Here is a 23,411-nt window from a genome sequence, read left to right on the forward strand (position 1 = left end):
GGTAGCGCATGACACTGCCTATTCTGACCGATCTGGACGTAGCAGAAGAAATGGCCGACGCAGCGCGCGCGGCCATTCTTCCGTTTTTCCGCCAAGCAAATCTGGAAACCTCGAACAAGCTGTCACAGGGGTTCGATCCGGTGACGATCGCCGATCGTGAGGCCGAGCGTGTAATGCGCGACATTCTGGCCAAACATCGCCCTGATGACGGAATTTTGGGAGAAGAATTCGGTCAGGTGCAGGGCAGCAGCGGCAGAACCTGGGTCTTGGACCCGATCGACGGCACGCGCGGGTTCATCAGCGGGACACCCACATGGGGTGTTCTGATTGCGCTCAGCAGCGCTGACGGGCCGATCATGGGGGTCATTGATCAGCCATATATTGGTGAGAGGTTCGTGGGCTCGATCGATATCGCGCAGGTCAGCGGACCCACGGGAACCCGGCCTTTGGACACGCGGGCGACAACCTCGCTGGCTCAGGCCATCGTGTTTACCACTTTCCCCGAGGTCGGCACCCCGGAAGAACGCGCCGGGTTCGAGGCCGTGGCGCGGCACGCGCGCCTCACGCGATATGGCATGGATTGCTACGCCTATGCCTTGCTGGCCGCCGGGCAGGTGGATCTGGTGATCGAGGCCGGTTTGCACGCCTATGACATCCAGGCACCCATAGCCGTGATCGAGGCGGCTGGCGGCATCGTCACCGACTGGCAGGGTGGTCCCGCCCACAACGGCGGTCGCGCACTGGCAGCGGCCAATGCCGATCTGCACGCCGCTGCGCTGGATATCTTGCGCCAATACTGAATCCGGTTGCCCGGACCTGCCCGGTCGGTTATTTTCTGACCGGTTGGTTCTTACGCCCGTTTTCCGCCAGCCCGCATTCTCCAAGCATGAGACGGGTTGATGCGACGGAGGGGCGAGATGACCGAAATCCTTATCAAACACGCAGATACCATCCTCACGATGGATGACACGCGCCGCGAATTGCGCGGGGCCGATATTCTGATCCAAAACGGTCAGATTGCGCAGATCGGGCGGCGCCTGACCACGACCGGAGAAATCCATGACGCGTCAGGATGCGTGGTGACACCTGGTTTGGTGAATACACATCACCATCTTTACCAAACCCTAACCCGCGCCGTACCTGGCGGGCAGGATGCGCTGCTCTTTGGTTGGCTGAAAACGCTCTACCCCATCTGGGCACGGTTCGGACCGGATGAAATGTTTACCTCAGCCCAGATTGGGTTGGCCGAATTGGCACTGTCAGGCTGTACACTTAGCTCGGACCACTTGTACCTCTACCCCAACGGTGCACGGCTGGACGACACCATCGCCGCCGCCGTCGAGGTCGGCCTGCGTTTCCACCCGACCCGCGGCGCGATGAGCATCGGTGAAAGCGATGGTGGCCTGCCCCCGGATGCGCTGGTTGAAACCGAGGATGCAATCCTCAACGATATGATCCGCGTCGTCGACGCCTTTCATGACGCGTCCGAGGGCGCAATGTGCCGGGTCGGCCTGGCTCCATGCTCTCCGTTTTCGGTTAGCCGTGACCTGATGCGCGACACAGCCGTACTGGCGCGAGACAAGGGCGTGATGCTGCACACTCATCTTGCCGAAAACGATGAGGATATCGCCTATTCCCAAGCGCAATTCGGCTGCCGCCCCGGTCAATACGCCGAAGATCTGGGCTGGACCGGCCCCGATGTGTGGCACGCCCATTGCGTCAAGCTGGATAAGGCCGAGATCGACCTATTCGCCCGCACACAGACCGGCGTTGCCCATTGCCCCTGTTCAAACTGTCGGCTGGGCTCAGGGATCGCGCCGGTTCGGAAAATGCGCGATTGTGGCGTGCCAGTTGGGCTGGGCGCGGATGGCTCGGCCAGCAATGACAATGGCAGCTTGGTGCTCGAGGCGCGACAGGCCATGCTCCTCCAACGGGTCGCCAATGGCGCGGATGCGATGTCCTCCCGCGTGGCGCTTGAAATCGCAACCCGAGGCGGTGCTGATGTCCTCAACCGCCCCGATTGCGGCCGGTTAGCGCCGGGCAAACGCGCAGATATCGCCATCTGGGACATAGGCGGTATCGAAAGCGCAGGCAGTTGGGACCCGGCGGCGCTGTTGCTGTCCGGGCCGATGAAGGTGAAACATTTGTTCGTCGAAGGCCGCCAAATCGTGCGCGGCGGGGCTATCACCACTCTGGACCTGCCACGTGTGATCGAACGGCAGAACGCGCTGGCGCGAGCCCTGCAAAGCTGAAACTCTTCTTCTGTTCAAAAATACCTCCGCCGGAGGCATGCGCCGCAAGGCGCATTCCCTCACGCGACAGCGGCCCCACCGATCCAAACCTCGGCAATGGCGCGATCATCCCCCATCATGATGGTCGGGAAGATCGCCTCCCATATATCATCCGCACAAGCCTCGCGCTGCGCGATGGCCGGGGTCGAGGCCAGATCAAGCACGACCAGATCCGCCTCCATCCCCAGTGCGATATTGCCAATCCGATCGTCCAACCGCAGCGACCGCGCCGATCCGACCGTGCCCAACCACAACAGTTGCGCCGCATGCAGAGGCGCGCCGCGCAGTTGCCCGATCTCATAGGCCGAGGCCATTGTGTGCAGCATCGAGAAACTCGACCCGCCGCCCGTATCCGTGGCCAACCCGACCCGATGCCCGTCATGCATCAATCCGGTCATATCGAACAGGCCCGAGCCAATGAAGGTGTTCGAGGTCGGGCAATGGATCAGCGCCGCGTCCACCTCGCGCAGGCGGTCGCGCTCGCGCGCCTCCAGATGGATGACGTGGCCATAGACCCCATGCGAACCCAGAAGACCGAATTTCTCGTAAGTATCCAGATAGTCGCGCGCCTCGGGAAACAACTCGCGGACCCAGGCGATTTCATCCGTTTGTTCACTCAGATGGGTCTGCATTAGACAATGAGGGTGCTCGGCCCACAGCGCGCCCATCGCCTCAAGCTGTTCAGGTGTGGATGTCGGTGAAAACCGCGGTGTGATAGCATAGGTTAAACGGTCAACACGATGCCATTTCTCTAGCAATGCCTCCGATTGGTCATAGGCCGTTTTCGCAGTGTCCCGCAGCCCCTCGGGCGCGTTGCGGTCCATGCAGGTCTTGCCTGCCACCACACGCTGGTTGCGTGCTTGTGCAGCCGCAAAGAACGCATCGACGCTTTCGGGGTGAATGGTGCAAAAGCTGCACATCGTCGTGGTGCCATGGGCCGCTGTTAGGTCCAGATAGCGGTTTGCAATTTCGGCGGCATAGGTCGGGTCGCCGAACTTCATCTCTTCGGGGAAGGTATAGGTGTTCAACCAGTCGATCAGACGCTTACCCCAGCTGGCAATCATCGCGGTCTGTGGATAGTGCACATGCGCGTCCACAAATCCGGCCATGATCACGTGCTGGCCGTGATCGACCACCTGCGCGTCGGGATGCGCAGAGCGCAGCGTATCGGCATCACCCACCGCGGCGATATGGCCACCCTCGACCACCACTGCTTCGCTGAACTCAACGGCGTCGGTTGGCTCGCCCTCGAACGGGGAACCGGTAAAGCTGAGCACACGCCCTTTCAGCAGCGTTTTCTGCGCCATTTTCATTCATCTCCGCCTGTATGGGACCGTCAAATAGCATAGGCGCGGGAAACTTCTGGGTAAATCGGCGCATTGTCATTGTTTTCCGGTAGCTGCTTCTTCTATTTAAAGGGCAATGACCGAAGGATAGCGGGGGCAGACATGACCACAGGCATTGACGAACCCCAAGTCGAGTCGACCGGTGACGACGACGTTTATGCGCTGGACCCGAAGGCTATCACGGCAATTCTTTATGCTGTCGATGTGGATGACCGCGACAAGCTGGTTGAGCTTATGGAGCCGCTGCACGCCGCTGACATCGCCGACCTTCTGGAACAGATCAACCCGTACGACCGCGCCCAGCTGATCCGGCTGTATGACAAAGAGTTTGACGGCGACATCTTGTCCGAACTTGACGAGGCCGTGCGGGAAGAGATCATCGGCATTCTCAAGCCCGACGTTCTCGCCGACGCCGTGCGCGAGATGGAAAGCGACGATGTCGTCGACCTGCTGGAGGACCTCGAAGAGCCGCAGCAAGAGGCCATTCTGGACGCGCTGGAGGATTCCGAGCGGATCGCGGCAGAGCAAGCGCTGTCTTACCCCGAGAACTCGGCCGGTCGCCTCATGCAGCGCGAAGTGGTCATGTCGCCCGAACATTGGACGGTGGGTCAGGCCATCGATTTCATGCGCGCCAATGACGATTTGCCCGAGCAATTCTACTATGTCGTCATGGTCGATCCGCGCCTGAAACCTGTGGCGCAGGTGACACTGGGCAAGCTTATGGCGGCGCGCCGCGAAGTGCGGCTGGCCGATCTGGCCGATGAAGAGCTGCACATTATTCCGGTCGATCAGGATGAAGAGGACGTGGCCTATGCGTTCAACCAGTACCACCTGATCTCGGCCCCGGTGGTGGATGCTGATGGGCGGTTGGTTGGTGTCATTACCATCGACGACGCCATGGTGGTTCTGGATGAAGAGCACGAGGAAGATATCCTGCGTTTGGCTGGGGTTAGCGACGAAAGCTCAATCTCGGACAGTGTGGCGGATACCAGCAAGCGACGGCTGCCGTGGTTGGCGGTGAATCTGTGCACGGCGATCTGTGCCTCGCTGGTGATTTCGCAATTCGAGGCAGCAATTGATCAGCTGGTGGCGCTGGCGATCCTGATGCCGATCGTGGCCTCGATGGGGGGCAATGCAGGTACGCAGTCGCTTACAGTCGCGGTGCGAGCGCTGGCGACGCGCGACCTGACCAACGCCAACGTGATGAGGGTGATCCGGCGGGAATTGCTGGTGGGACTTCTGAACGGGCTGTGTTTTGCCATCGTGCTGGGCACAGTTGGGATGATGTGGTTTGATTCTCCGATGCTGGGTGTCGTGATCGGGTCGGCCTTGGTCGTGAACATGGTCATCGCGGGGTTTGCGGGTACGGTAGTACCGGTGGTGCTGGATCGTCTGGGCGTTGACCCGGCGCTGGCGTCGGGGACCTTTGTGACGACGACAACGGATGTCATGGGGTTTTTCATCTTTCTGGGACTTGCCAGCGTGGTGCTACTGTGACCGATCTGACCGAAATCAAAGCCGCCGCGCGCAAGGCGGCCTTTGCGCGTCGAAAGGCTGCCTTTGACGCGCGACTTCCCGGTGCGGCAGGGCGTTTGTCCGAAGTGTTGGCCGGGCACCGGGGCGTGCCGATCTCGGGCTACATGCCCATCCGCACCGAGATTGATCCGCTGCCCGCCATGGCCGAGGCTTCGGCCTATGGTCCGGTCGGCGTGCCCGTGATCCAAGCTGCCGCGCAGCCGCTGAAGTTTTCGCACTGGACCCCCGAAGGCGCTCTAAAAGACGGCCCTTTCGGGGCCAAGGTGCCGGAGGTCGACGATTATTTTGACCCGGAAATCCTGATCGTGCCGCTGGTGGCCTTTGATGCGCAGGGTGGACGGCTGGGCTATGGCGGTGGTTTCTATGACCGCACGCTGGAGGGACTGCGCGCCAAACGCCCGACACTGGCCATTGGTTTCGCCTTTGACGCACAAGAGGCCGAGGGCCTGCCGCTGGAGCCGACCGATCAGCCCTTGGACATGGTGATCACGGAAAGCCGGGTTCTGACGTTTTAACGCCGCTCACCCCGCATGGTTTTCGCGGAAATACTCCCACGCATCCAAATCGCGCCCATCGGGCAGGGTACACCGCCCTGTTTGGCCGTCGGCCCCGTCGACAATGCGATAGTCGCCGCCGCTTTCAACACAGAACGTCGCCGCAGGGTTGGCCAGTTGTACCGAGTTGTCGGACTCAGGTTCGCATGCGGCTAGGGGGATCAGAAGAAGGGCAAGCAGGTACAGGCGGGTCATGAAACGCTCCGATGAATGGTATTGGCAGTTTATGACCTGAGTTTAACCACTTGTGCTCGTCTATTGCCACACTTAGGACGGTTCGTATGAGGATACTTTTTCTGGGTGACGTCATGGGCCGCGCCGGGCGTGCGGCGATCCAACAGCATCTGCCACGTCTGCGCGACGAATGGCGGCTGGATTTTGTTGTGGTGAATGGCGAGAATGCCTCGAACGGGATGGGGCTGACCGGCGATCACGCCAAGCTGCTGCTGGATGCCGGCGCCGATTGCCTGACGCTGGGCGATCACGCGTTCGACCAGAAAGATATGCTTCAATTCATCGAGAAAGAGTCCCGCATCGTGCGGCCGGTAAATTTCGCCAAAGGCGCGCCGGGGCGGGGGCATCGCCTGTATACCGCGCCGGGCGGGCGCAAGGTTCTGGTGGTGCAGGTGCTGGGGCAGGTCTTCATGAAACGGCCCTTTGATGATCCGTTTTCGGCCATTGAGCCGATCCTGAAATCCCACCCGCGCGGTGGTCAGGCGCAAGCAATCATTGTCGACATGCATTGTGAGGCCACGTCCGAGAAGATGGCCATGGGTCACTATTGCGACAAACGGGCCAGCCTTGTGGTCGGCACGCATACCCATGTGCCGACGGCAGATGCGCAGATTCTGCCAAATGGAACCGCCTATCTGACCGACGCGGGGATGTGTGGCGACTACGACTCGGTCATCGGCATGGACAAGGTTGAACCGATGCGCCGCTTTATCACCGGGATGCCCAAAGCCCGATTTACGCCCGCCAATGGCGAGGCCACGCTGAGCGGCGTGTTTGTCGAGACTGACGACCGCACCGGAGAGGCAAAATCTGTGCAAATGGTGCGCGTTGGCGGGCGTTTGCAGCAAGCGGGGCCGCAGTAAGGCTTGCTCTGCCCCTTCCAATGCGTGAAACTGCCTGACGAGCGCGCAGCTCGGGTCAGGGTTCGGACATAAACCAAGAATGCAACTCCTCCAGCTTTCAGAAACAGGCAGCGCGATACTGGCGCTCTTGGTTGTCGCGGGCATGTTCATCATGTTCCTGCGTGAGGTTTATCCGACCGAGGTAGTCGCCATCGGCGGCGTGGCCGTGATGCTGGTAACGGGCATTCTGCCCTATCAAAGCGCGCTGGCCGTGCTGTCCAACCCCGCACCTTGGACCATTGCTGCGATGTTCATCATCATGGGGGCTTTGGTGCGCACGGGTGCGCTGGATGCGTTCACCTCAACCGCGCAGAAACAGGCGCAGGTCAACCCAAGGATTGCCATTGGTCTGTTGATGGGGTTTGTGGTGCTGGCCTCGGCCGTGGTGTCGAACACGCCGGTTGTGGTTGTGATGATCCCGGTCTTTGTCCAGATCGCCCGCACGCTGGACGTGCCTGCGTCGAAATTGCTGATCCCGCTCAGCTATGCGGCGATTCTTGGGGGTACGCTGACGCTGATCGGGACCTCGACCAACTTGTTGGTGGATGGTGTGGCCCGATCACAAGGCATGACCCCCTTCACGATTTTCGAGGTCACTCCGCTGGGTATTGCGGTGGTGATCTACGGGATGGTTTATCTGCGCTTCATCGCGCCGCGCCTGTTGCCGGATCGTGACAGCATGGCGACGCTTCTGTCCGACCGTTCAAAGATGAAATTCTTTACCGAGGCCGTAATCCCTCCCGAAAGCAACCTGATCGGGCGCGAAGTAACGGGCGTACAGCTCTTCAAACGCCCCGGCGTCCGACTGATCGACGTGATCCGAGGCGACGAGTCATTGCGCCGCAACCTTAAAGGTGTCGAGCTGAAGCTGGGCGACCGCGTGGTTCTGCGTACCGAAATGACGGAACTGCTGAGTCTGCAAAGCAACAAGGAACTCAAGCGCGTCGACCAAGTTTCGGCGGTCGAGACCAAGACCGTCGAGGTTCTGATCACCCCCGGCTGCCGCATGGTTGGCCGGACACTGGGCGCAATGCGTCTGCGGCGACGTTATGGTGTCTATGTGCTGGCGGTGCATCGCCGGAACCAGAATATCGGGCGCCAACTGGATGATCTGGTGGTGCGCGTAGGCGATACGCTGCTGCTGGAGGGCGCACCCGAAGACATCCAAAGGCTGGCCGCTGATATGGATATGGTCGACGTCTCACAGCCCTCGGCCCGCGCGTTCCGACGTAGTCATGCGCCGATTGCCATCGGTGCGCTGGTCGGGATCGTGGCTCTGGCCGCGCTGGGCGTTGCACCGATCCTTCTGCTTTCCATTCTGGCGGTCGCGGTGGTGCTGCTGACCCGCTGTATCGACGCGGATGAGGCGTTTTCCTTTGTCGAAGGTCGCCTGCTGGCGCTGATCTTCTCGATGCTGGCGATTGGCGCAGCGTTAGACAAATCCGGCGCAGTGTCGCTGATTGTCGAAGCGGTCGCACCGGGCCTCAGCGCCCTGCCGCCTTTCCTGATCATCTGGGCCGTGTATCTGTTGACCTCGGTGCTGACCGAACTGGTCTCGAACAACGCGGTGGCCGTGGTGGTGACCCCGATTGCCATCGGGCTGGCGCAAGCGGTGGGCATCGACCCGCGTCCGTTGGTGGTGGCAGTGATGGTGGCGGCCTCGGCCTCATTTGCGACGCCCATCGGATACCAGACCAACATGATGGTTTATGGCCCCGGAGGGTACCGTTTCACCGATTTCCTTAAGGTCGGGGTGCCATTGAACCTGACAGTGGGCTTGCTGGCATCGCTGCTGATTCCGTTGATCTGGCCGCTTTAAAAACGGCGCGATTTTGCCGACAAGGGTTTGCGCCACTTGTAAATACAGTTACCGTAACAATCTTTTCATCAAATGCGAATGTGAAAGGATTGGATCATGCCTTTTCCAAAACTCGGCCAAGCCATCGTCGTAGGCGCAGTGGCGCTAACCATTTTAGGTAGTCAGAGCCATGCAGGTACCGTCACAGGAACTGCAACCTACCGCGAGCGGATCGCGGTGGCACCGGATGCGACGCTATATGTTGAGTTGCAAGATATTTCCCTCGCGGATGCCCCCGCTGTCACGCTGGCATCGCAGCGCTATGCCTTGACAGGTGTACCGGCTGAATACGCGCTGAACTATGATGATGCGCTGATCCAGGACGGCAGGACTTATGCGGTCCGAGGTTCTATCTATCACGGCAACAAATTGCTGTTCACGACGGATACGGTGAACCCTGTCCTGACACGGGGTGGTGGAGATACCGCTGATCTTGTGCTGGTGAAAGTTCCTCCGCAGGCAACCGTCAGTCTGGACAACACCAACTGGACGGCAATCGGCATCAACGGTGATGTGATTGAAGCGCAACGCCCGCCGCAAATCACCTTCGAACAAGACGGTGCATTCGGCGGTACAGGCGGGTGCAACAGATTTTCGGGTCAGGCTGAAATCAGCGGGGACAGCCTGAGCTTTCCGGACAACATGGCCGCCACCCTGATGGCATGCCCGCCCGAGCTTGAAGAAGTCGAAGATCAATTCCTGGCCGCGCTTCAGACCGTCACCCGCTATGCGGTCGCAGGGGACAGCCTGGTGATGCTGGATGCAGGCGGTGAGCCCGTTTTGAAATTCGTCCGGGCCGAGTAATCAGGCCACAGCGCGCGACCGTCCGGCATTGCGGCCCGAGAAGATGCAGCCGCCTAGAAATGTGCCCTCAAGCGCGTTGTAGCCATGATAGCCGCCACCGCCAAAACCTGCGACTTCTCCGGCCGCGAACAGGCCGGGGACGACCTGACCATCCGCCCCGATCATCTGGCTGTCGAGGTTGGTCTGCAGCCCGCCCAACGTCTTGCGCGTCAGAACGTGCAGCTTGACCGCGATCAGAGGACCGTTGTTCGGGTCAAGGAATTTATGCGGCTTGGCTGTGCGGATCAGCCGGTCGCCACGATAGTTACGCGCAGCCAGAACGGCGGCCATCTGGGCATCTTTGGTAAAGGGGTTATCAACCTGTGAATCCCGCGCCTCTATCTGGGCGCGCAGATGAGCCTCGTCAATCGGGGCGTCGCCCATCTGGTTCATACCGCTGACCAGTTCGGTCAGGGTGTTGGCGACGATGAAGTCTTCACCATGCTGTTTGAACGCCTCGACCGGCGCGGTGGCCTTTGAACCGGTCAGCACGCGCTGAAACAGCACTTCGCGCCAACCGCCTTCGGTCATGTCGGGGTTCTGTTCGGACCCAGATAGTGCGAATTCCTTTTTAATCACCTTCTGGGTCAGCACGAACCAGCTGTATTCATAGCCGGTTTTCAGGATTTCCTTTAGCGTACCCAGCGTGTCAAACCCCGGTAAACAGGGCGGCTTCATCCGGTTGCCGGTCGCGTCAAACCACATCGAACTAGGGCCGGGCAGGATGCGAATGCCGTGCGAAGGCCAGATCGGATTCCAGTTCCGCACGCCTTCGGTGTAATGCCACATCCGGTCGCCATTGATCACATGACCGCCCGCCTTCTCGCTGATGGCAATCATACGGCCATCGACGTGAAAGGGGACACCTGCGACCATATCCTTGGGCGGCTCCCCCAGCCGATCACGTGGCCAGTTCTTGCGCACCATCTCGAAATTGCCACCAATGCCGCCAGAGCTGACAATGACCGAAGGCGCGTAGACCTCAAACTCACCCACTTCGTCGCGGTTGGTCTTGGCCCCGTGCTGGGCGGTGTCGTCGGCCAGAACCTCGCCCGAGACCCCCTTGGCGCAGCCGTTCTGCATGATGATATGGCTGACCTGATGGCGGAATTTTAGCTCGACCAGTCCACTATCTACATGTTCGCGTACGCGGCGGATGAAATGTTCCAGCACGCCCGGCCCGGTGCCCCATGTGATGTGGAACCGAGGGACCGAGTTGCCGTGACCATCCGCATAGGACCCGCCGCGTTCAGCCCAGCCGACCACCGGAAACCAGCGCAGGCCCATGTCATGCAGCCAAGGACGCATCTCGCCAGCGGCGAATTCCACATAGGCCTCGGCCCATTTGCGCGGCCATGCGTCCTCATCCCGGTGGAACTGCGCACTGCCCATCCAGTCCCGCAAGGCCAGATCATGACTGTCGCGAATGCCCATGCGGCGCTGTTCTGGGGTGTCGATCATGAACAAGCCACCTAGGCTCCAGAATGCTTGCCCGCCCAAAAAATGCGCGGGTTCCTGATCGACGATAATCACCTTTTTGCCCCGGTCGCCCAACTCTGCAGCGGCAGCCAGCCCCGCCAGACCGGCCCCAACGACGATGGCATCTGCTGTGTTCTTGGTCATGTAGCGTCCTTTCAGCGGCGGCGGAACCAGAGGATGAAGGGCAGGGCCACCGCATACATGGTGATCCCGTAGACGGCGGAAGGCAGGGCCAATGGGCTGAACCCGCTTTCCGTCCCGGTGATCAGCGCAGCCAGCGTGATGCCCAGGGTCGAGTTCTGAATACCAGTTTCGATTGAGACAGTCTTAGCCTCATTCCAAGACAGGTTCGCGACCCGCGCCAACCCCAGCCCGATGAGCAGCAGGCCAAGGTTCAGAGTGATCAGCCCCGCCCCCATGATCCCAAGGTTATCGACAAAGAGTTGCCAATTCCCTGCCAGCGCCGCGAGCACGACCAGAACAAACAGCGTGGTCGCCAGCTTGGACAATCCGGGTTCGATCCGATTGGCAAATTCGATTGCAAAATGGCGGATGCTGACGCCGATGGCGACGGGAAGGGTGGTGATCAGGAACATGGCGATGGCCAGCCCGGTGATCGAGACCTCGGGCGCGTCGTCGCCCATGAAGTAGTTGATCGACCATGCCGCTAGAAAGGGTACGGTCAGCATCGACAATAGGCTGATCACCGCCGTCAGGCTGACCGACAGCGCCACGTCGCCCTTGGCCAGTTTGGAGAGAATGTTGCTGGTCACTCCGCCGGGGCAGAAGCTGAGGATCATGAACCCCACGGCAATCTCGGGCGGCAGCGCGAACAGCGCAACGGTCGCAAAAGCCGCGACCGGCAGTAACACGACCTGACACAGCGCGCCGATGGCAAAGGGGTAGCCGCGCGTCAGGACGCGGCGGAAATCGGCGAACTCAAGCCCGATGCCCAACGACAGCATGATGATGGCCAGCGACAGGGGCAAGCCGACAGATATGAGTAGATCCAAGAACAACTCCTCCCAAAGCCGTTCTGGTCAGCCTATGCGAGCGGTCCGCAATTGCGCAACCGCGCCGTTGGGTCAGCCATAGCGTTCCGCAAAACGGCGCAGGATCAGTGCCGGCTGGGTGACGTCGGCCGCGTGGCAGATGTCGATCAGGCGCTGGGCGTCTTCGGGCGGGAAATAGCCGTGATGCTTGTAGATGTTTATACGTTCCTCGAAGTCCTTTGCCTCGGCCTCGGGGTGGAACTGCGTGGCATAAACGTTGTGGCCAAAGCGGATCATCTGAAACGGGCAGGGGTCCGAGGCTAGCAGATGCACGCAGCCATCGGGCAAGGCCTGCACAGCCTCTTTATGGCCGACAAAGGCGTCGAACGTATCGGCCAACCCGTTGGTGAGCGGGTCCTGGGCGCCATCCTCAGTCATGTGACAGGTCGAGGGGCCAACGGGTTCGCCATACTGCGCCTTGCTGACCGAACCGCCCAGATGCGCGGCCAGTATTCCAAGACCATAACAGCAGCCCATGAACGGATGGTCCTGTGCGGTAATCTGCGGCATCAGTCCCATGATCGCTGCTTCGACCCGCGCATCGACCGCCGATTTTGTTGCAGGATCATCGCTGACACATCCGGGACCACCGCCGACGATCACACCGGCATAGTCGGTCACGTCCAACCCCTCGGGCAGGTTCTCGCAATCCAGCCGGATGCGGTGCGTTCGCTCGGGCGTCAATCCGGTTTTGTCCAGGATCGAGGCATATTCGGCATCCGAGGCATCGGTTTCGGGACGCAGTTGCAGGATCAGAAATCGTTTCATACGCAGCCTTTACCCGTCACAACGGCCAGAACACAAGGATCGAGGGGATCGAGACCGCGATGATCAAAATTTCAAGCGGCAGCCCCATGCGCCAGTAGTCGCCGAAATGATAGCCGCCGGGGCCCAGAACCAGCGTGTTGTTCTTGTGGCCAATCGGCGTCAGAAACGCAGCCGAGGCCGCAACCGCGACCGTCATCAGGAACGGATCGGGCGAGACCTCCAGCGTGCGGGCCATCTGGATGCCAACTGGGGCGGCGACAATGGCTGTGGCGGTGTTGTTCAGCACATCCGACAGGGTCATGGTGACGACCATCAACACAGTCAGGATCGCCCAGGCGGGCAGGCCATCGGTCAGTTGGATCAGCGCATTTGCGATCAATTCAGTCCCGCCAGAAGTCTCCAATGCACTGCCGAGCGGGATCATCGACCCCAGCAGTACCACGACGGGCCATTCGATATGGTTGTAGATCTCGCTAATAGGCATGATCTTGGTCAGCACATAGGCCACCACGACCAGACCCAGCGCAATCGGCAGGTAGATCAGCCCGATACTGGCCGCCAGCACGGCCGCCCCGAACAGACCAATCGCCAGCCAAGACTTGTCATTGGCGGTCACGTTCAGGCCGCGCTCGGCCAGCGGCAGACAGCCCAGCCACTCGGTCACGTCCACGCTGCGGTCACGCGGACAGAGCAGCAACAGGATATCGCCCGCCTCAACCTCGGTCTTGCGGACTTGCTGTGTGATCTGGCGGCCTTGGCGCGAGATGCCCATAAGCACTGTGCTTTGTCGCCATGCCAGCCCCAACCCTTGGGCGGTGCGCCCGGTGATACGGGCGTTTTCGGTGGCGACGACCTCGATCACCTCTAACCCGTCACCCTCGGCAGTCAGCAATTCCTGCCGTCGCGTGTCCGAGAAATCAAGGTTCAGCGCCGAGCGGAATTCGTCCAGCGCCTCGGGTCTGGCCTCCAGCACCAGCGCATCGCCCGCGTGCAGGGTGGCATGGGCTGAACGCCCATAGCGACGCTTGCCGTCGCGGATCAGGCCGATGATGGCGACGTCGGATTTCTCGGCCACCTCGTACAACTCGCTGACGCGCTTGCCGATTTGGGGCGACGCGGGCGGGATGGTCAGTTCAGCGATATATTCGGCCAGTGCCTCAGAACTTTCGGTCTGCGGGCCTCGATTTGGGATCAACCGCCAACCTATCAGAGCGACAAAGGCCAGACCGGCAATGGCCGCAATCCCGCCTACGGGGGCGAAATCGAACATTTGGAACGGCTCACCCAGCGTCTCTGCTCGGATCGAGGCGATGATGATGTTGGGCGGTGTGCCGATCAGTGTAACCATGCCACCCAGAATGGTAGCGAAACTCAGCGGCATCAGTGACAGGCCAACAGACCGTCCGGCCTTGCGCGCCGTCTGGATATCGACCGGCATCAAAAGCGCAAGTGCCGCGACGTTGTTCATGAAGGCCGACAGGACCGCGCCGATCCCGCCCATCAGCGCGATGTGGGCGCCAAGCCCGCGCGAGGCATCGACGAGCGAGCGAGTGATCAGAAACACCGCGCCCGAGCGCACCAGCCCGGCAGACACGACCAGAACCAACGCAACGATAATGGTTGCGGGATGGCCGAACCCGGCGAATGCGTTGTCCACGGGCACGACGCCCAGCACAACACCAATCATCAGCGCCGAAAAGGCAACCAGATCATATCGGAACCGCCCCCATAGAAGCATTCCGAAAACCGTGGCGAAAAGGGCAAAAAGAATAATTTGATCACTTGTCATGTCGCCACCATACCTGCGACGGGATATCGGGCAAGCCGCTCTCTTGATCCTGCCCCCCGCAAACGTCTATATGAGCGCCGAACACGCAAACATGATGACGAGGACGCACTATGGCAGGCCACTCCAAATGGGCCAACATCCAGCACCGCAAGGGACGTCAGGACGCCGCGCGGTCCAAACTGTTTTCCAAACTGTCGAAAGAGATCACTGTGGCCGCCAAGATGGGCGACCCCGATCCAGACAAGAACCCGCGCCTGCGTCTGGCGGTGAAAGAGGCCAAGTCGAACTCGGTCCCCAAGGACGTGATCGACCGCGCGATCAAGAAATCGGTGGCTGGCGAAGGCGACGAATACGAAGAAATCCGGTACGAGGGCTATGGCCCCAACGGCGTGGCGGTGATCGTCGAGACGATGACCGACAACCGCAACCGGACTGCCTCGACCGTGCGGTCCACGTTCTCGAAGAATGGCGGCAATCTGGGCGAGACCGGCTCGGTCGGGTTCATGTTCGACCGAAAGGGAGAGGTTGTCTATCAGGCGGACGCGGGCGACGCGGACACGATCTTTGAAGCCGCAATCGAGGCGGGTGCCGAAGATGTCGAAAGCTCGGAAGACGGTCACATCATCTGGTGCGCCGATACCGATCTGAACGACGTATCCAACGCGCTGGAAGAGGCCTTGGGCGAGTCCGAATCCACCAAGCTGGTGTGGAAACCCACGACCACGACCGAGCTGGGTCTGGAAGATATGCAAAAGCTGATGAAGCTGGTCGATGCGCTGGAAGATGATGACGATGTGCAGCGCGTAACGACCAATTTCGAAGCGACGGATGAGGTCATGGCTCAGCTGTGATCCTGTCGTTAATCGATCAGGAAAACCCGGCCTCTGGCCGGGTTTTTTTATGCGCCTTTTCAGTGTGCTTGGCGGAACACGTTAAACTCGGTAAGCTGTTCGCAAAACAGCAATGAGAGCATGACGGACAGTCCCCCGATCCCTGCAAAACGAAACCTGCCTGTGTTGACCGGGCAAAGCATCCTGTCGCAAATCGCCTGGACGCTAGGCAGCCCCTCCATCGTGCTGCCGTTTCTTGCTGTTTCGCTGGAATTGCCGATGTTCATAGCAGGCGCGCTGGTCTCGGTTCGCATGGTGGGCAGCGTGATCGCGGATGTGTTCCTGGCTCGTTCGATTTCGGCCCACGACCGCAAGAAACGTGGCATTGCGCTGACCGAGGTCGCGGTTGGCCTCTGCCTTCTGATCGCATTGGGGGTTGCGACGACGGGTTATGTGCCACTGATCGCGGCGGCGTTTGTCCTTGTTTTCTTCATCATCGGGTTGGTCGATGAGACGCAGATGCTGATGTATACGGATTTATTGGGCGATCACGTTCAATCCAAATCCCGCATGATCATGCGCTACCTGCAACTAGGGGTCGGAGGGCTTGGCGCCATCGGTCTGGCGCTTTTGGTGCATGAGATCGTCAAAGAAAACCCGCCTTTCTCGCGCCATTCAGCAATCATCTTCGTGTCCGTGGGCTTTTTTATCCTGTCGGGCCTGGCCATTCTGGCGATGTTCGAAGGCGCGCGCAGTGGTGAAAGCACCCGCGATACCGCGCCTGAGGCGAAACGCAAGTTCATCACCTATTTCACCGACATCATCGCGATGTTCAACGAGGCGTGGTTCCGGCGTTACATGATCATGCGCTTGCCTCTGGTCGCGGCCACGCTTTCAGTGCCCTTTTTCGCCCTGATCGCGGCTGAGGCGCACCATGCCTCGGCCAAGGGTCTGACGGCCATGATCGTTTCCTCGGCGTCTGGCTATCTGGTTTCCGCGCCGTTGTGGCAGGTGGTGAACATGAAATCCCACCGGGCAGTCATGGTGACGGGGAACCTGATGGTCGCCATCACCGGGTCGGTGCTTTTGGTCTTTCATTTCTTGCGCTTGGATCATGATGTTCATCTACACGCCATCGCGCTGTTCATCGTGACGGTGGCCGTGACAGGCATCAGCAGCGCACGAAAACTGTATTATCTGGACGTGGCCCCCAAGGATCAGCGCGTCAAGGGCGCGGCAGCGATCAAAAGCGTCAGCCGCCTAGTCGCAGTCATCCTTTCCGCCGCGCTGGCCGCGGTGGCGCATATGCACGAGGTCGCCTGGGCCATTGCCTTTATCGTTGTGGTGGCCGTTTTTGCGGCCTTTGCCTGCTATCGTCTTGTTTTGCCGATGCCGGAAAGCTCGGCTTCAGCCTGACCTATAGCGGCCGCAACGTGCGGCTTGCACTGCGTTTCACGGCTTGGGTCAACGGTTGCAGGGCCGGGGCCAGAATGCGCCCGACCTGCCATGTCAGTGGCACGTCAAACGGGGCATCGGGTTTTAGTACAGTCAGTCGGCCATCCTCCAGCGCTGATTTCGCCAGATTTTCCGGGTTCATACCCCATCCCAATCCGGCAATGGCCGCATCGACAAAGCCATGCGACGACGCGAGAAAGTGCGACGGCGGTGAGATGCGTCGCCCGAATTCCTGAGCGATCCAAGCCTTTTGCAAGCCGTCCTTGCGGTTAAAGGTCAGGCAAGGCGCACGGCCAAGACTGGCGGTATCGACGCTGTTTGAGAACCACTTTTGCATAAAGGCAGGGCTGGCCGTCGCGAGATAGCGAAACGACCCCAAAGCAAAGGCATCGCATCCCGCTACAGGTTGCCCGCCAATGGTGACAGCGGCGCTGACCTCGCCCCGGCGCAACCAGTCGGCGGAATGGTCTTGATCGTCCAGTACAAGGTCGAACAACAACCCATCCACCTGCGCCATGGCTTGAATGAACCATGTCGCCAGAACATCGGCGGGTACAGCGATGCGCACGCGGGTCAAGGGGGCCTCTCGGTCCAGCGTCAGTTCACGCGCCAGTTGGGCTTCAAGCAGTCCAATATCCTCGGCATGTTGCGCAATGCGCAGCCCGGCGGGGGTGGCCGTGCACGGGGTGCCGCGCAGGATCAAGGCTGCGCCGACCCGATCCTCCAGCGCTTTGATCCGCTGGGAAATGGCCGAAGGCGTGACGGACAACTCGGACGCGGCGGCCTCGAAACTGCCGTGGCGCAGAATGGCTGACAAAGCCGACAGGTGGTTGGGATCGAGCAGCATTAGCCTGACTTAATCAAGATCAACATCTTTAATTTGATAGGGCGGCAGGATCGTCGTAGTCAACGGGGCATCGCGTAAGGAGGTCCCATGTCCACATCCCTGATCGCCGGTTTTGCGCTTGGCTTCAGCCTGATCCTTGCCATCGGGGCCCAGAATGCCTTTGTCCTGCGACAGGGGCTGCGGCGCGAGCATGTGTTTCCCCTGTGTCTGACCTGCGCCGTCTCTGACGCGATTCTGATTGCGGCGGGCGTGGCCGGGTTCGGAACGCTGGCGCAGGCGGTCCCGTGGTTTGAGACCGCGATGCGCTATGGTGGTGCGATTTTCCTGACATGGTACGGGTTACGCAGCCTGCGATCCGCGTGGCGCGGCGGCGCGGTGATGCATGTCACGGGCGGCCAGCGTGCCAGCCTGCGCTCTGTCCTGCTGACGGTGCTGGCTTTCACCTGGCTGAATCCGCATGTCTATCTGGATACCGTGGTTCTGATCGGATCAATCTCGGCGCAATATGAGGATCGTCTGGCATTTGCCGCCGGCGCAATGATTTCCAGCTTTGTCTTCTTTTTTTCGCTGGGCTACGGGGCAGGGGTCTTGTCCCCGATCTTCGCGCGCCCCAGGGCATGGCAGGTGCTGGACGCGATTATCGGTGTGGTGATGCTGTCGATTGCGGTCAAGCTTGTCTCACTCTGAGGGTCTTGCTCTTGGGCGGTATTCGGTGTTGAACCGTTAACATGACAACCCTCACCGCGCCCTCCCGGCCTGTCGCCGGCATGTTCTGGATGTTCTCGGCCGGGATATCCTTCGTGGCCATGACGGCGCTGGTAAAGTCGCTGGGATCCAGTTTGGACCCGATACAGGCCGCGTTTTTCCGGTTTGTGTTCGGGTTGGTCTTTCTGCTGCCTGCTTTGCGACTAATCGTGTCCACGCCGCTGACGCGCAAGCATCTGACCCTGTTCGGGATACGCGGGATAGTGCATGCGGTGTCGGTGATGTTCTGGTTCTATGCAATGACCCAGATCCCCTTGGCCGAGGTTACGGCGATGAACTACATGACCCCGGTCTATGTCACGCTTGGTGCGGCGCTGTTTCTGGGCGAGCCGCTGGCGTTTCGGCGTATCGCGGCCATTGGCGTGGCCCTGATCGGGGTTGCCATTATCCTCAGACCGGGGTTTCGAGAGGTTTCGCCCGGTCATATCGCCATGCTGATGACCTCGCTGACATTAGGGGCGTCTTATCTACTGGCCAAGCGGCTGGTGCAGGACTTGCCGCCCTCGGTCGTGGTGGCGCATATGTCGATCTGGGTAACCATCGCGCTGATCCCGTTTGTGATTGCGGTCTGGACGCCGCCCAGTTGGTACGATCTGGGCATCCTGTTCCTGATCGCCAGCTTCGCCACGCTGGGGCACTATTTGATGACGCTGGCCTTGCAGGCAGCCCCTGTGGCCGTCACACAACCGGTGACCTTCCTGCAGCTGATCTGGGCGACGCTTATGGGGGCGTTGGTCTTTCATGAAAGCGTCGACTTTTGGGTTGTCGCCGGTGGCACACTGATTCTGGCCGCTGTCAGTTTCATCGCCTGGCGCGAGGCGGTTTTGAACCGCAGCAGCCTGACCACGCCCAGCATTGCCCCCAAGCTCTAGTCGATTTCCAGGTGGCAGAGGTGTTATTGATTGACGAGTCAATAAAAACACCCTAGCGTTTTTCCATCCTGCGCAGTGAAAGGGGGAGAGATGCCAAAACTCGGAATGGAGCCGATCCGTCGGGATGCGATCGTCAAGGCGACGATTGCCGAGCTTGGCGCAAAGAAATCCCTCGACGTCACTGTGAGTCAGATTGCCAAGCGAGCCGGTATGTCCAGCGCACTGGCGCACCATTATTTCGGGGGCAAGGATCAGATTTTCCTGGCGGCCATGCGCCGTATCCTGTCCGACTTCGGGGCTGAGGCCCGACAAGAGCTGAGCTCCGCCGCACCTGATGAACGCCCGCAGGCGATTATCCGGTCCTGCTTTGCGCCCTCGTGCTTTACGCCAGATGTGATCGCTGCATGGATGACCTTTTATGTGCTGGCACAAACCAACGAGGAGGCCCTGCGCCTTTGGAAAATATACCAGGCGCGCATTCGCTCTAATCTGATACACGCGCTGCGCCCGATGCTATCCAACCCGGTCGAGGCTGCCAATGACATGGTCGCCCTGATTGACGGCCTGTATATCCACGCCGCCCTGAACGCCCCGGAGGAACCGGAACTGGCAGTTAACCACGCAATGCGCGTGCTCGACACGTTTCTTGAGGCTGAAAAATGACACAACCCAACATTCTGATCCTGATGGTGGATCAGCTGAACGGGACCCTTTTTCCGGACGGTCCCGCAGATTGGCTGCATGCACCGAACCTGAAGAAACTGGCCGCCCGGTCCACGCGGTTTGCCAATGCCTACACGGCCTCGCCGCTTTGCGCGCCGGGCCGGGCCAGCTTCATGTCCGGGCAGTTGCCTTCGCGCACCGGCGTCTATGACAATGCGGCCGAGTTTCGCAGCGATATCCCTACCTACGCGCACCACTTGCGCCGGGCCGGGTACTATACCTGCTTGTCAGGCAAGATGCATTTCGTCGGCCCAGATCAGTTGCACGGGTTCGAGGACCGCCTGACCACCGACATCTATCCCGCCGATTTCGGCTGGACGCCCGATTATCGCAAACCGGGCGAGCGGATCGACTGGTGGTATCACAATATGGGGTCGGTAACGGGCGCGGGCGTGGCCGAGATTTCCAACCAAATGGAGTATGATGACGAGGTTGCCTATAACGCTAAGGTCAAGCTCTATGATCTGGCGCGCGGCAAGGACGATCGACCATGGTGCGTGACCGTCAGCTTTACACATCCTCATGATCCCTATGTGGCGCGCCGGAAATACTGGGATCTGTACGAGGATTGCGAGCATCTGCTGCCTGAGGTTTCGGACCTTGGCTATGACAATCAGGATGCGCATTCGAAACGGATTTTCGACGCGAATGACTGGCGTAGCTTTGACATCTCTGAGGACGATATCCGCAAGTCCCGCCGGGCCTATTTCGCCAATATCTCGTATCTGGACGATAAGATCGGCGAAATCCTCGAAGTGTTGGAAACCACGCGGCAAGAGGCAACGATCCTGTTTGTCTCGGACCACGGCGACATGCTGGGTGAGCGGGGCCTGTGGTTCAAGATGACCTTCTTCGAGGGCTCGTCGCGGGTGCCGCTGATGATCTCTTCGCCCGATTTACCAGCGGGTCGAATTGAGGCGCCGGTCTCGACCATCGACGTCACGCCGACGCTTGGCGCGCTGGCGGGTGTCGACATGGCCGAAATCGCACCATGGACCGATGGCGAAGACCTCGTGCCGCTGGCTAAAGGCGCCGAGCGGACTGCGCCCGTGGCGATGGAATATGCGGCCGAGGCGTCATACGCGCCGCTGGTTTCGCTGCGGTATGGCAAGTGGAAATACAACCGTTGCGCGTTGGACCCCGACCAGTTGTTCGACCTTGAGGCCGATCCGCATGAGTTGGAAAATCTCGCCGAAAAACCTGAACATGCAGGCACCTTGCAAACCCTGCGTGCCAAGTCCGAGGCGCGTTGGGATCTAAACCGGTTCGACGAAGATGTACGTGCCAGTCAAGCCCGCAGATGGGTGGTGTATGAGGCGCTGCGGCAGGGGGGGTACTACCCTTGGGATTATCAGCCCCTGCAAAAGGCATCCGAGCGTTACATGCGCAACCACATGGACCTGAATGTCGTCGAGGAAAGCCAACGCTTTCCCCGCGGAGAATAACAGACTGATTTAGTAATACCCCCTTCGGTTCGGCCAAGGTTTTTCGATGGAAAATCTTGGTGCACCGGTGGGAAACGGAGACCCGAAAATGGAAGCAGATTTCGTCATCGTCGGCGCAGGTTCCGCAGGCTGCGCGATGGCATATCGGTTGAGCGAGGCAGGGGCCTCGGTTCTGGTGATCGAGCATGGCGGAACGGATGCTGGACCGTTCATCCAGATGCCGGCTGCACTGAGCTATCCGATGAATATGTCGCGCTACGACTGGGGCTATCAGTCCGAGCCCGAGCCGCATCTGAACAACCGTCGTTTGGCCTGTCCACGCGGCAAGGTGATCGGAGGGTCTTCCTCGATCAACGGCATGGTCTATGTGCGCGGCCATGCGCGGGACTTTGATACCTGGGCCGAGATGGGGGCGGATGGGTGGTCCTATTCTGATGTGCTGCCTTATTACAAACGCATGGAGACCTGGCACGACGGTGGGCACGGGGGCGACACGGCGTGGCGCGGCACTGATGGTCCGCTGCATGTGTCGCGTGGGCCTCGGGAAAATCCGCTGTTCAAAGCTTTTGTCGATGCTGGGCAACAGGCGGGCTACGAGATCACAGGTGACTACAACGGCGAAAAGCAGGAAGGCTTTGGCCCGATGGAACAGACTGTCTGGAAAGGACGGCGCTGGTCGGCGGCCAATGCGTATCTGAGGCCCGCGCTCAAGCGTGAGAATTGCGATATCGTGCGGGGGCTTGCCGCGCGCGTTGTCATCGAAGACGGGCGTGCGATTGGTGTTGAGTTGATCCGTGGCGGCAAGACCGAGATCATCCGTGCGCGGCGTGAAGTGGTTTTAGCCGCGTCGTCAATCAACTCACCCAAGTTGTTGATGCTGTCTGGGATTGGCCCGGCGGCGCATTTAGCAGAACATGGGATCGAAGTGGTTGCGGACCGGCCCGGCGTTGGCGCGAACCTGCAGGATCATCTGGAACTGTATATCCAGCAGGCGTCCTTGCAACCGATCACGCTGTATAAACACTGGAACCTGATCAGTAAGGGATTGATCGGGGCGCAGTGGCTGTTCACGAAAACCGGGCTGGGGGCGTCGAACCAGTTTGAAAGCGCGGCTTTCATCCGATCAAAGCCAGGTGTCGAATATCCGGATATTCAGTACCATTTCCTGCCGATTGCTGTCCGTTATGACGGGCAGGCGGCGGCCGAGGGGCATGGGTTCCAGGCGCATGTTGGGCCGATGCGGTCGCCGTCGCGGGGTGCTGTGACATTGCGATCCAAAAGGGCCGAGGATGCCCCTGTGATCCAGTTCAACTACATGAGTCATGAGACGGATTGGGAAGACTTCCGCACCTGTATCCGCCTGACCCGCGAGATTTTCGGGCAGGAGGCGTTCAAACCTTATGCAGGTAAGGAAATCCAGCCGGGGGTCGATGTGCAGAGCGACGAGGAATTGAATGGCTTCATCGCCGAACATGCCGAAAGCGCCTATCACCCGTGTGGTACCTGTCGGATGGGGCGGGCGGAGGACAAACACGCTGTCGTGGACCCTGAAGGGCGCGTGATTGGTGTGGGCGGGTTGCGCGTCGCCGACAGCTCGATCTTTCCGCAGATTACCAATGGCAACCTCAATGCACCTTCGATCATGGTGGGCGAGAAGATGTCGGACCATCTGCTGGGGAAAGACGCCTTGCCCAAGGCCAATGATCGCCCGTGGATACATCCGCAATGGGCTACCGCGCAACGGTGATTTGATCCGCGTCAAAGCGGGTTGTGGAAGACATCTATAGACTTGACTCGCAACGATATATTCTAGGAGCGAACA

21 protein-coding genes are annotated in these 23,411 nt (G+C 60.0%); 14 read left to right on the top strand and 7 right to left on the bottom strand.

Annotation, left to right across the window (positions count from 1 at the left end; all coding sequences use genetic code 11):
* Nucleotides 1-8 precede the first annotated feature (8 nt).
* Nucleotides 9-800: a histidinol-phosphatase gene (hisN, locus tag GOV80_RS08465; RefSeq protein WP_170783979.1), complete on the top strand. Its 792-nt coding sequence runs from the start codon at nt 9-11 to the stop codon at nt 798-800.
* Between the two features lie 117 nt (nt 801-917).
* Nucleotides 918-2,252 (top strand): 8-oxoguanine deaminase, encoded by a 1,335-nt coding sequence (locus GOV80_RS08470; RefSeq protein WP_170783981.1) that lies wholly within the window; start codon nt 918-920, stop codon nt 2,250-2,252.
* 59 nt (nt 2,253-2,311) lie between these two features.
* Here the strand turns inward: GOV80_RS08470 and guaD are convergent, their stop codons facing one another.
* A complete protein-coding gene (gene guaD / locus GOV80_RS08475; protein WP_170783983.1) occupies nt 2,312-3,598 on the bottom strand; it encodes a guanine deaminase in 1,287 nt (428 codons plus the stop codon).
* 141 nt (nt 3,599-3,739) lie between these two features.
* Between guaD and mgtE the strand changes: the two genes are divergently transcribed.
* Both mgtE and GOV80_RS08485 read left to right on the top strand, forming a co-directional pair.
* A complete protein-coding gene (gene mgtE / locus GOV80_RS08480; RefSeq protein ID WP_170783985.1) occupies nt 3,740-5,134 on the top strand; it encodes a magnesium transporter in 1,395 nt (464 codons plus the stop codon).
* Nucleotides 5,131-5,688 carry a 5-formyltetrahydrofolate cyclo-ligase gene (locus GOV80_RS08485; RefSeq protein WP_170783987.1) on the top strand — a complete coding sequence of 186 codons (558 nt, stop codon included), beginning with the start codon at nt 5,131-5,133 and terminating at the stop codon, nt 5,686-5,688. The genes mgtE and GOV80_RS08485 overlap by 4 nt, the downstream gene beginning before the upstream one ends.
* A gap of 6 nt (nt 5,689-5,694) precedes the next feature.
* On the opposite strand, the gene GOV80_RS08490 is transcribed toward GOV80_RS08485, so the two are convergent.
* Nucleotides 5,695-5,922, bottom strand: coding sequence for a putative hemolysin (locus tag GOV80_RS08490; RefSeq protein ID WP_170783989.1), 228 nt, complete (start codon nt 5,920-5,922; stop codon nt 5,695-5,697).
* Nucleotides 5,923-6,008: 86 nt separating this feature from the next.
* Here GOV80_RS08490 and GOV80_RS08495 point away from each other — a divergent pair, with 86 nt between their 5' ends.
* The 3 genes from GOV80_RS08495 to GOV80_RS08505 all read left to right on the top strand — a co-directional run bounded on the left by GOV80_RS08495 (nt 6,009) and on the right by GOV80_RS08505 (nt 9,525).
* On the top strand, nt 6,009-6,824 hold the full coding sequence (locus GOV80_RS08495; RefSeq protein WP_170783991.1) for a TIGR00282 family metallophosphoesterase: 816 nt from the start codon (nt 6,009-6,011) through the stop codon (nt 6,822-6,824).
* A 79-nt stretch (nt 6,825-6,903) separates the two neighbouring features.
* Nucleotides 6,904-8,682 carry an SLC13 family permease gene (locus tag GOV80_RS08500; protein ID WP_170783993.1) on the top strand — a complete coding sequence of 593 codons (1,779 nt, stop codon included), beginning with the start codon at nt 6,904-6,906 and terminating at the stop codon, nt 8,680-8,682.
* A 96-nt stretch (nt 8,683-8,778) separates the two neighbouring features.
* On the top strand, nt 8,779-9,525 hold the full coding sequence (locus GOV80_RS08505) for a YbaY family lipoprotein (protein WP_170783995.1): 747 nt from the start codon (nt 8,779-8,781) through the stop codon (nt 9,523-9,525).
* On the opposite strand, the gene GOV80_RS08510 is transcribed toward GOV80_RS08505, so the two are convergent.
* The 4 genes from GOV80_RS08510 to GOV80_RS08525 form a co-directional block, all read right to left on the bottom strand.
* Complete coding sequence (locus GOV80_RS08510; RefSeq protein ID WP_170783997.1) at nt 9,526-11,187, bottom strand: FAD-binding dehydrogenase; 1,662 nt, start codon at nt 11,185-11,187, stop codon at nt 9,526-9,528.
* A gap of 11 nt (nt 11,188-11,198) precedes the next feature.
* Nucleotides 11,199-12,056, bottom strand: a complete 858-nt coding sequence (locus GOV80_RS08515; protein WP_170783999.1) for a bile acid:sodium symporter family protein — start codon at nt 12,054-12,056, stop codon at nt 11,199-11,201.
* 72 nt (nt 12,057-12,128) lie between these two features.
* A complete protein-coding gene (locus GOV80_RS08520) occupies nt 12,129-12,863 on the bottom strand; it encodes a glutamine amidotransferase (RefSeq protein ID WP_170784001.1) in 735 nt (244 codons plus the stop codon).
* A 16-nt stretch (nt 12,864-12,879) separates the two neighbouring features.
* The gene (locus GOV80_RS08525) at nt 12,880-14,652 is read right to left on the bottom strand and encodes an SLC13 family permease (RefSeq protein WP_170769137.1); all 1,773 of its coding nucleotides are present in this window, start codon (nt 14,650-14,652) and stop codon (nt 12,880-12,882) included.
* Between the two features lie 110 nt (nt 14,653-14,762).
* On the opposite strand from GOV80_RS08525, the gene GOV80_RS08530 reads away from it, so the two are divergent.
* Together GOV80_RS08530 and GOV80_RS08535 are read left to right on the top strand one after the other, a co-directional pair.
* Nucleotides 14,763-15,503 carry a YebC/PmpR family DNA-binding transcriptional regulator gene (locus GOV80_RS08530; protein WP_170352472.1) on the top strand — a complete coding sequence of 247 codons (741 nt, stop codon included), beginning with the start codon at nt 14,763-14,765 and terminating at the stop codon, nt 15,501-15,503.
* 120 nt (nt 15,504-15,623) lie between these two features.
* Nucleotides 15,624-16,898 carry an MFS transporter gene (locus tag GOV80_RS08535; RefSeq protein WP_170784003.1) on the top strand — a complete coding sequence of 425 codons (1,275 nt, stop codon included), beginning with the start codon at nt 15,624-15,626 and terminating at the stop codon, nt 16,896-16,898.
* 1 nt (nt 16,899) lies between these two features.
* On the opposite strand, the gene GOV80_RS08540 is transcribed toward GOV80_RS08535, so the two are convergent.
* Complete coding sequence (locus GOV80_RS08540; protein ID WP_170784005.1) at nt 16,900-17,784, bottom strand: LysR family transcriptional regulator ArgP; 885 nt, start codon at nt 17,782-17,784, stop codon at nt 16,900-16,902.
* Between the two features lie 87 nt (nt 17,785-17,871).
* Here GOV80_RS08540 and GOV80_RS08545 point away from each other — a divergent pair, with 87 nt between their 5' ends.
* From GOV80_RS08545 to betA, 5 genes are all read left to right on the top strand, one after another.
* Complete coding sequence (locus tag GOV80_RS08545; protein ID WP_170784007.1) at nt 17,872-18,471, top strand: LysE/ArgO family amino acid transporter; 600 nt, start codon at nt 17,872-17,874, stop codon at nt 18,469-18,471.
* A gap of 41 nt (nt 18,472-18,512) precedes the next feature.
* Nucleotides 18,513-19,421, top strand: coding sequence for a DMT family transporter (locus GOV80_RS08550; protein WP_170784009.1), 909 nt, complete (start codon nt 18,513-18,515; stop codon nt 19,419-19,421).
* A gap of 90 nt (nt 19,422-19,511) precedes the next feature.
* Nucleotides 19,512-20,084: a choline-binding transcriptional repressor BetI gene (gene betI / locus GOV80_RS08555; protein ID WP_170784011.1), complete on the top strand. Its 573-nt coding sequence runs from the start codon at nt 19,512-19,514 to the stop codon at nt 20,082-20,084.
* The gene (gene betC, locus GOV80_RS08560) at nt 20,081-21,589 is read left to right on the top strand and encodes a choline-sulfatase (protein WP_170784013.1); all 1,509 of its coding nucleotides are present in this window, start codon (nt 20,081-20,083) and stop codon (nt 21,587-21,589) included. The genes betI and betC overlap by 4 nt, the downstream gene beginning before the upstream one ends.
* An 88-nt stretch (nt 21,590-21,677) precedes the next feature.
* On the top strand, nt 21,678-23,336 hold the full coding sequence (gene betA / locus GOV80_RS08565; protein WP_170784015.1) for a choline dehydrogenase: 1,659 nt from the start codon (nt 21,678-21,680) through the stop codon (nt 23,334-23,336).
* The last annotated feature ends 75 nt before the right edge of the window (nt 23,337-23,411 follow it).

The organism is Ruegeria lacuscaerulensis, from assembly GCF_013034685.1.
Lineage (GTDB): Bacteria > Pseudomonadota > Alphaproteobacteria > Rhodobacterales > Rhodobacteraceae > Ruegeria > Ruegeria lacuscaerulensis_B.

What these genes read in the sequence shown, in the direction of transcription:
- hisN (WP_170783979.1), top strand. Translation starts at nt 9, where the DNA reads ATGACACTGCCTATTCTGACCGATCTGGACGTAGCAGAAGAAATGGCC.
- GOV80_RS08470 (WP_170783981.1), top strand. Translation starts at nt 918, where the DNA reads ATGACCGAAATCCTTATCAAACACGCAGATACCATCCTCACGATGGAT.
- guaD (WP_170783983.1), bottom strand. Translation starts at nt 3,598, where the DNA reads ATGGCGCAGAAAACGCTGCTGAAAGGGCGTGTGCTCAGCTTTACCGGT.
- mgtE (WP_170783985.1), top strand. Translation starts at nt 3,740, where the DNA reads ATGACCACAGGCATTGACGAACCCCAAGTCGAGTCGACCGGTGACGAC.
- GOV80_RS08490 (WP_170783989.1), bottom strand. Translation starts at nt 5,922, where the DNA reads ATGACCCGCCTGTACCTGCTTGCCCTTCTTCTGATCCCCCTAGCCGCA.
- GOV80_RS08495 (WP_170783991.1), top strand. Translation starts at nt 6,009, where the DNA reads ATGAGGATACTTTTTCTGGGTGACGTCATGGGCCGCGCCGGGCGTGCG.
- GOV80_RS08500 (WP_170783993.1), top strand. Translation starts at nt 6,904, where the DNA reads ATGCAACTCCTCCAGCTTTCAGAAACAGGCAGCGCGATACTGGCGCTC.
- GOV80_RS08505 (WP_170783995.1), top strand. Translation starts at nt 8,779, where the DNA reads ATGCCTTTTCCAAAACTCGGCCAAGCCATCGTCGTAGGCGCAGTGGCG.
- GOV80_RS08510 (WP_170783997.1), bottom strand. Translation starts at nt 11,187, where the DNA reads ATGACCAAGAACACAGCAGATGCCATCGTCGTTGGGGCCGGTCTGGCG.
- GOV80_RS08520 (WP_170784001.1), bottom strand. Translation starts at nt 12,863, where the DNA reads ATGAAACGATTTCTGATCCTGCAACTGCGTCCCGAAACCGATGCCTCG.
- GOV80_RS08525 (WP_170769137.1), bottom strand. Translation starts at nt 14,652, where the DNA reads ATGACAAGTGATCAAATTATTCTTTTTGCCCTTTTCGCCACGGTTTTC.
- GOV80_RS08530 (WP_170352472.1), top strand. Translation starts at nt 14,763, where the DNA reads ATGGCAGGCCACTCCAAATGGGCCAACATCCAGCACCGCAAGGGACGT.
- GOV80_RS08535 (WP_170784003.1), top strand. Translation starts at nt 15,624, where the DNA reads ATGACGGACAGTCCCCCGATCCCTGCAAAACGAAACCTGCCTGTGTTG.
- GOV80_RS08540 (WP_170784005.1), bottom strand. Translation starts at nt 17,784, where the DNA reads ATGCTGCTCGATCCCAACCACCTGTCGGCTTTGTCAGCCATTCTGCGC.
- GOV80_RS08545 (WP_170784007.1), top strand. Translation starts at nt 17,872, where the DNA reads ATGTCCACATCCCTGATCGCCGGTTTTGCGCTTGGCTTCAGCCTGATC.
- GOV80_RS08550 (WP_170784009.1), top strand. Translation starts at nt 18,513, where the DNA reads ATGACAACCCTCACCGCGCCCTCCCGGCCTGTCGCCGGCATGTTCTGG.
- betI (WP_170784011.1), top strand. Translation starts at nt 19,512, where the DNA reads ATGCCAAAACTCGGAATGGAGCCGATCCGTCGGGATGCGATCGTCAAG.
- betC (WP_170784013.1), top strand. Translation starts at nt 20,081, where the DNA reads ATGACACAACCCAACATTCTGATCCTGATGGTGGATCAGCTGAACGGG.
- betA (WP_170784015.1), top strand. Translation starts at nt 21,678, where the DNA reads ATGGAAGCAGATTTCGTCATCGTCGGCGCAGGTTCCGCAGGCTGCGCG.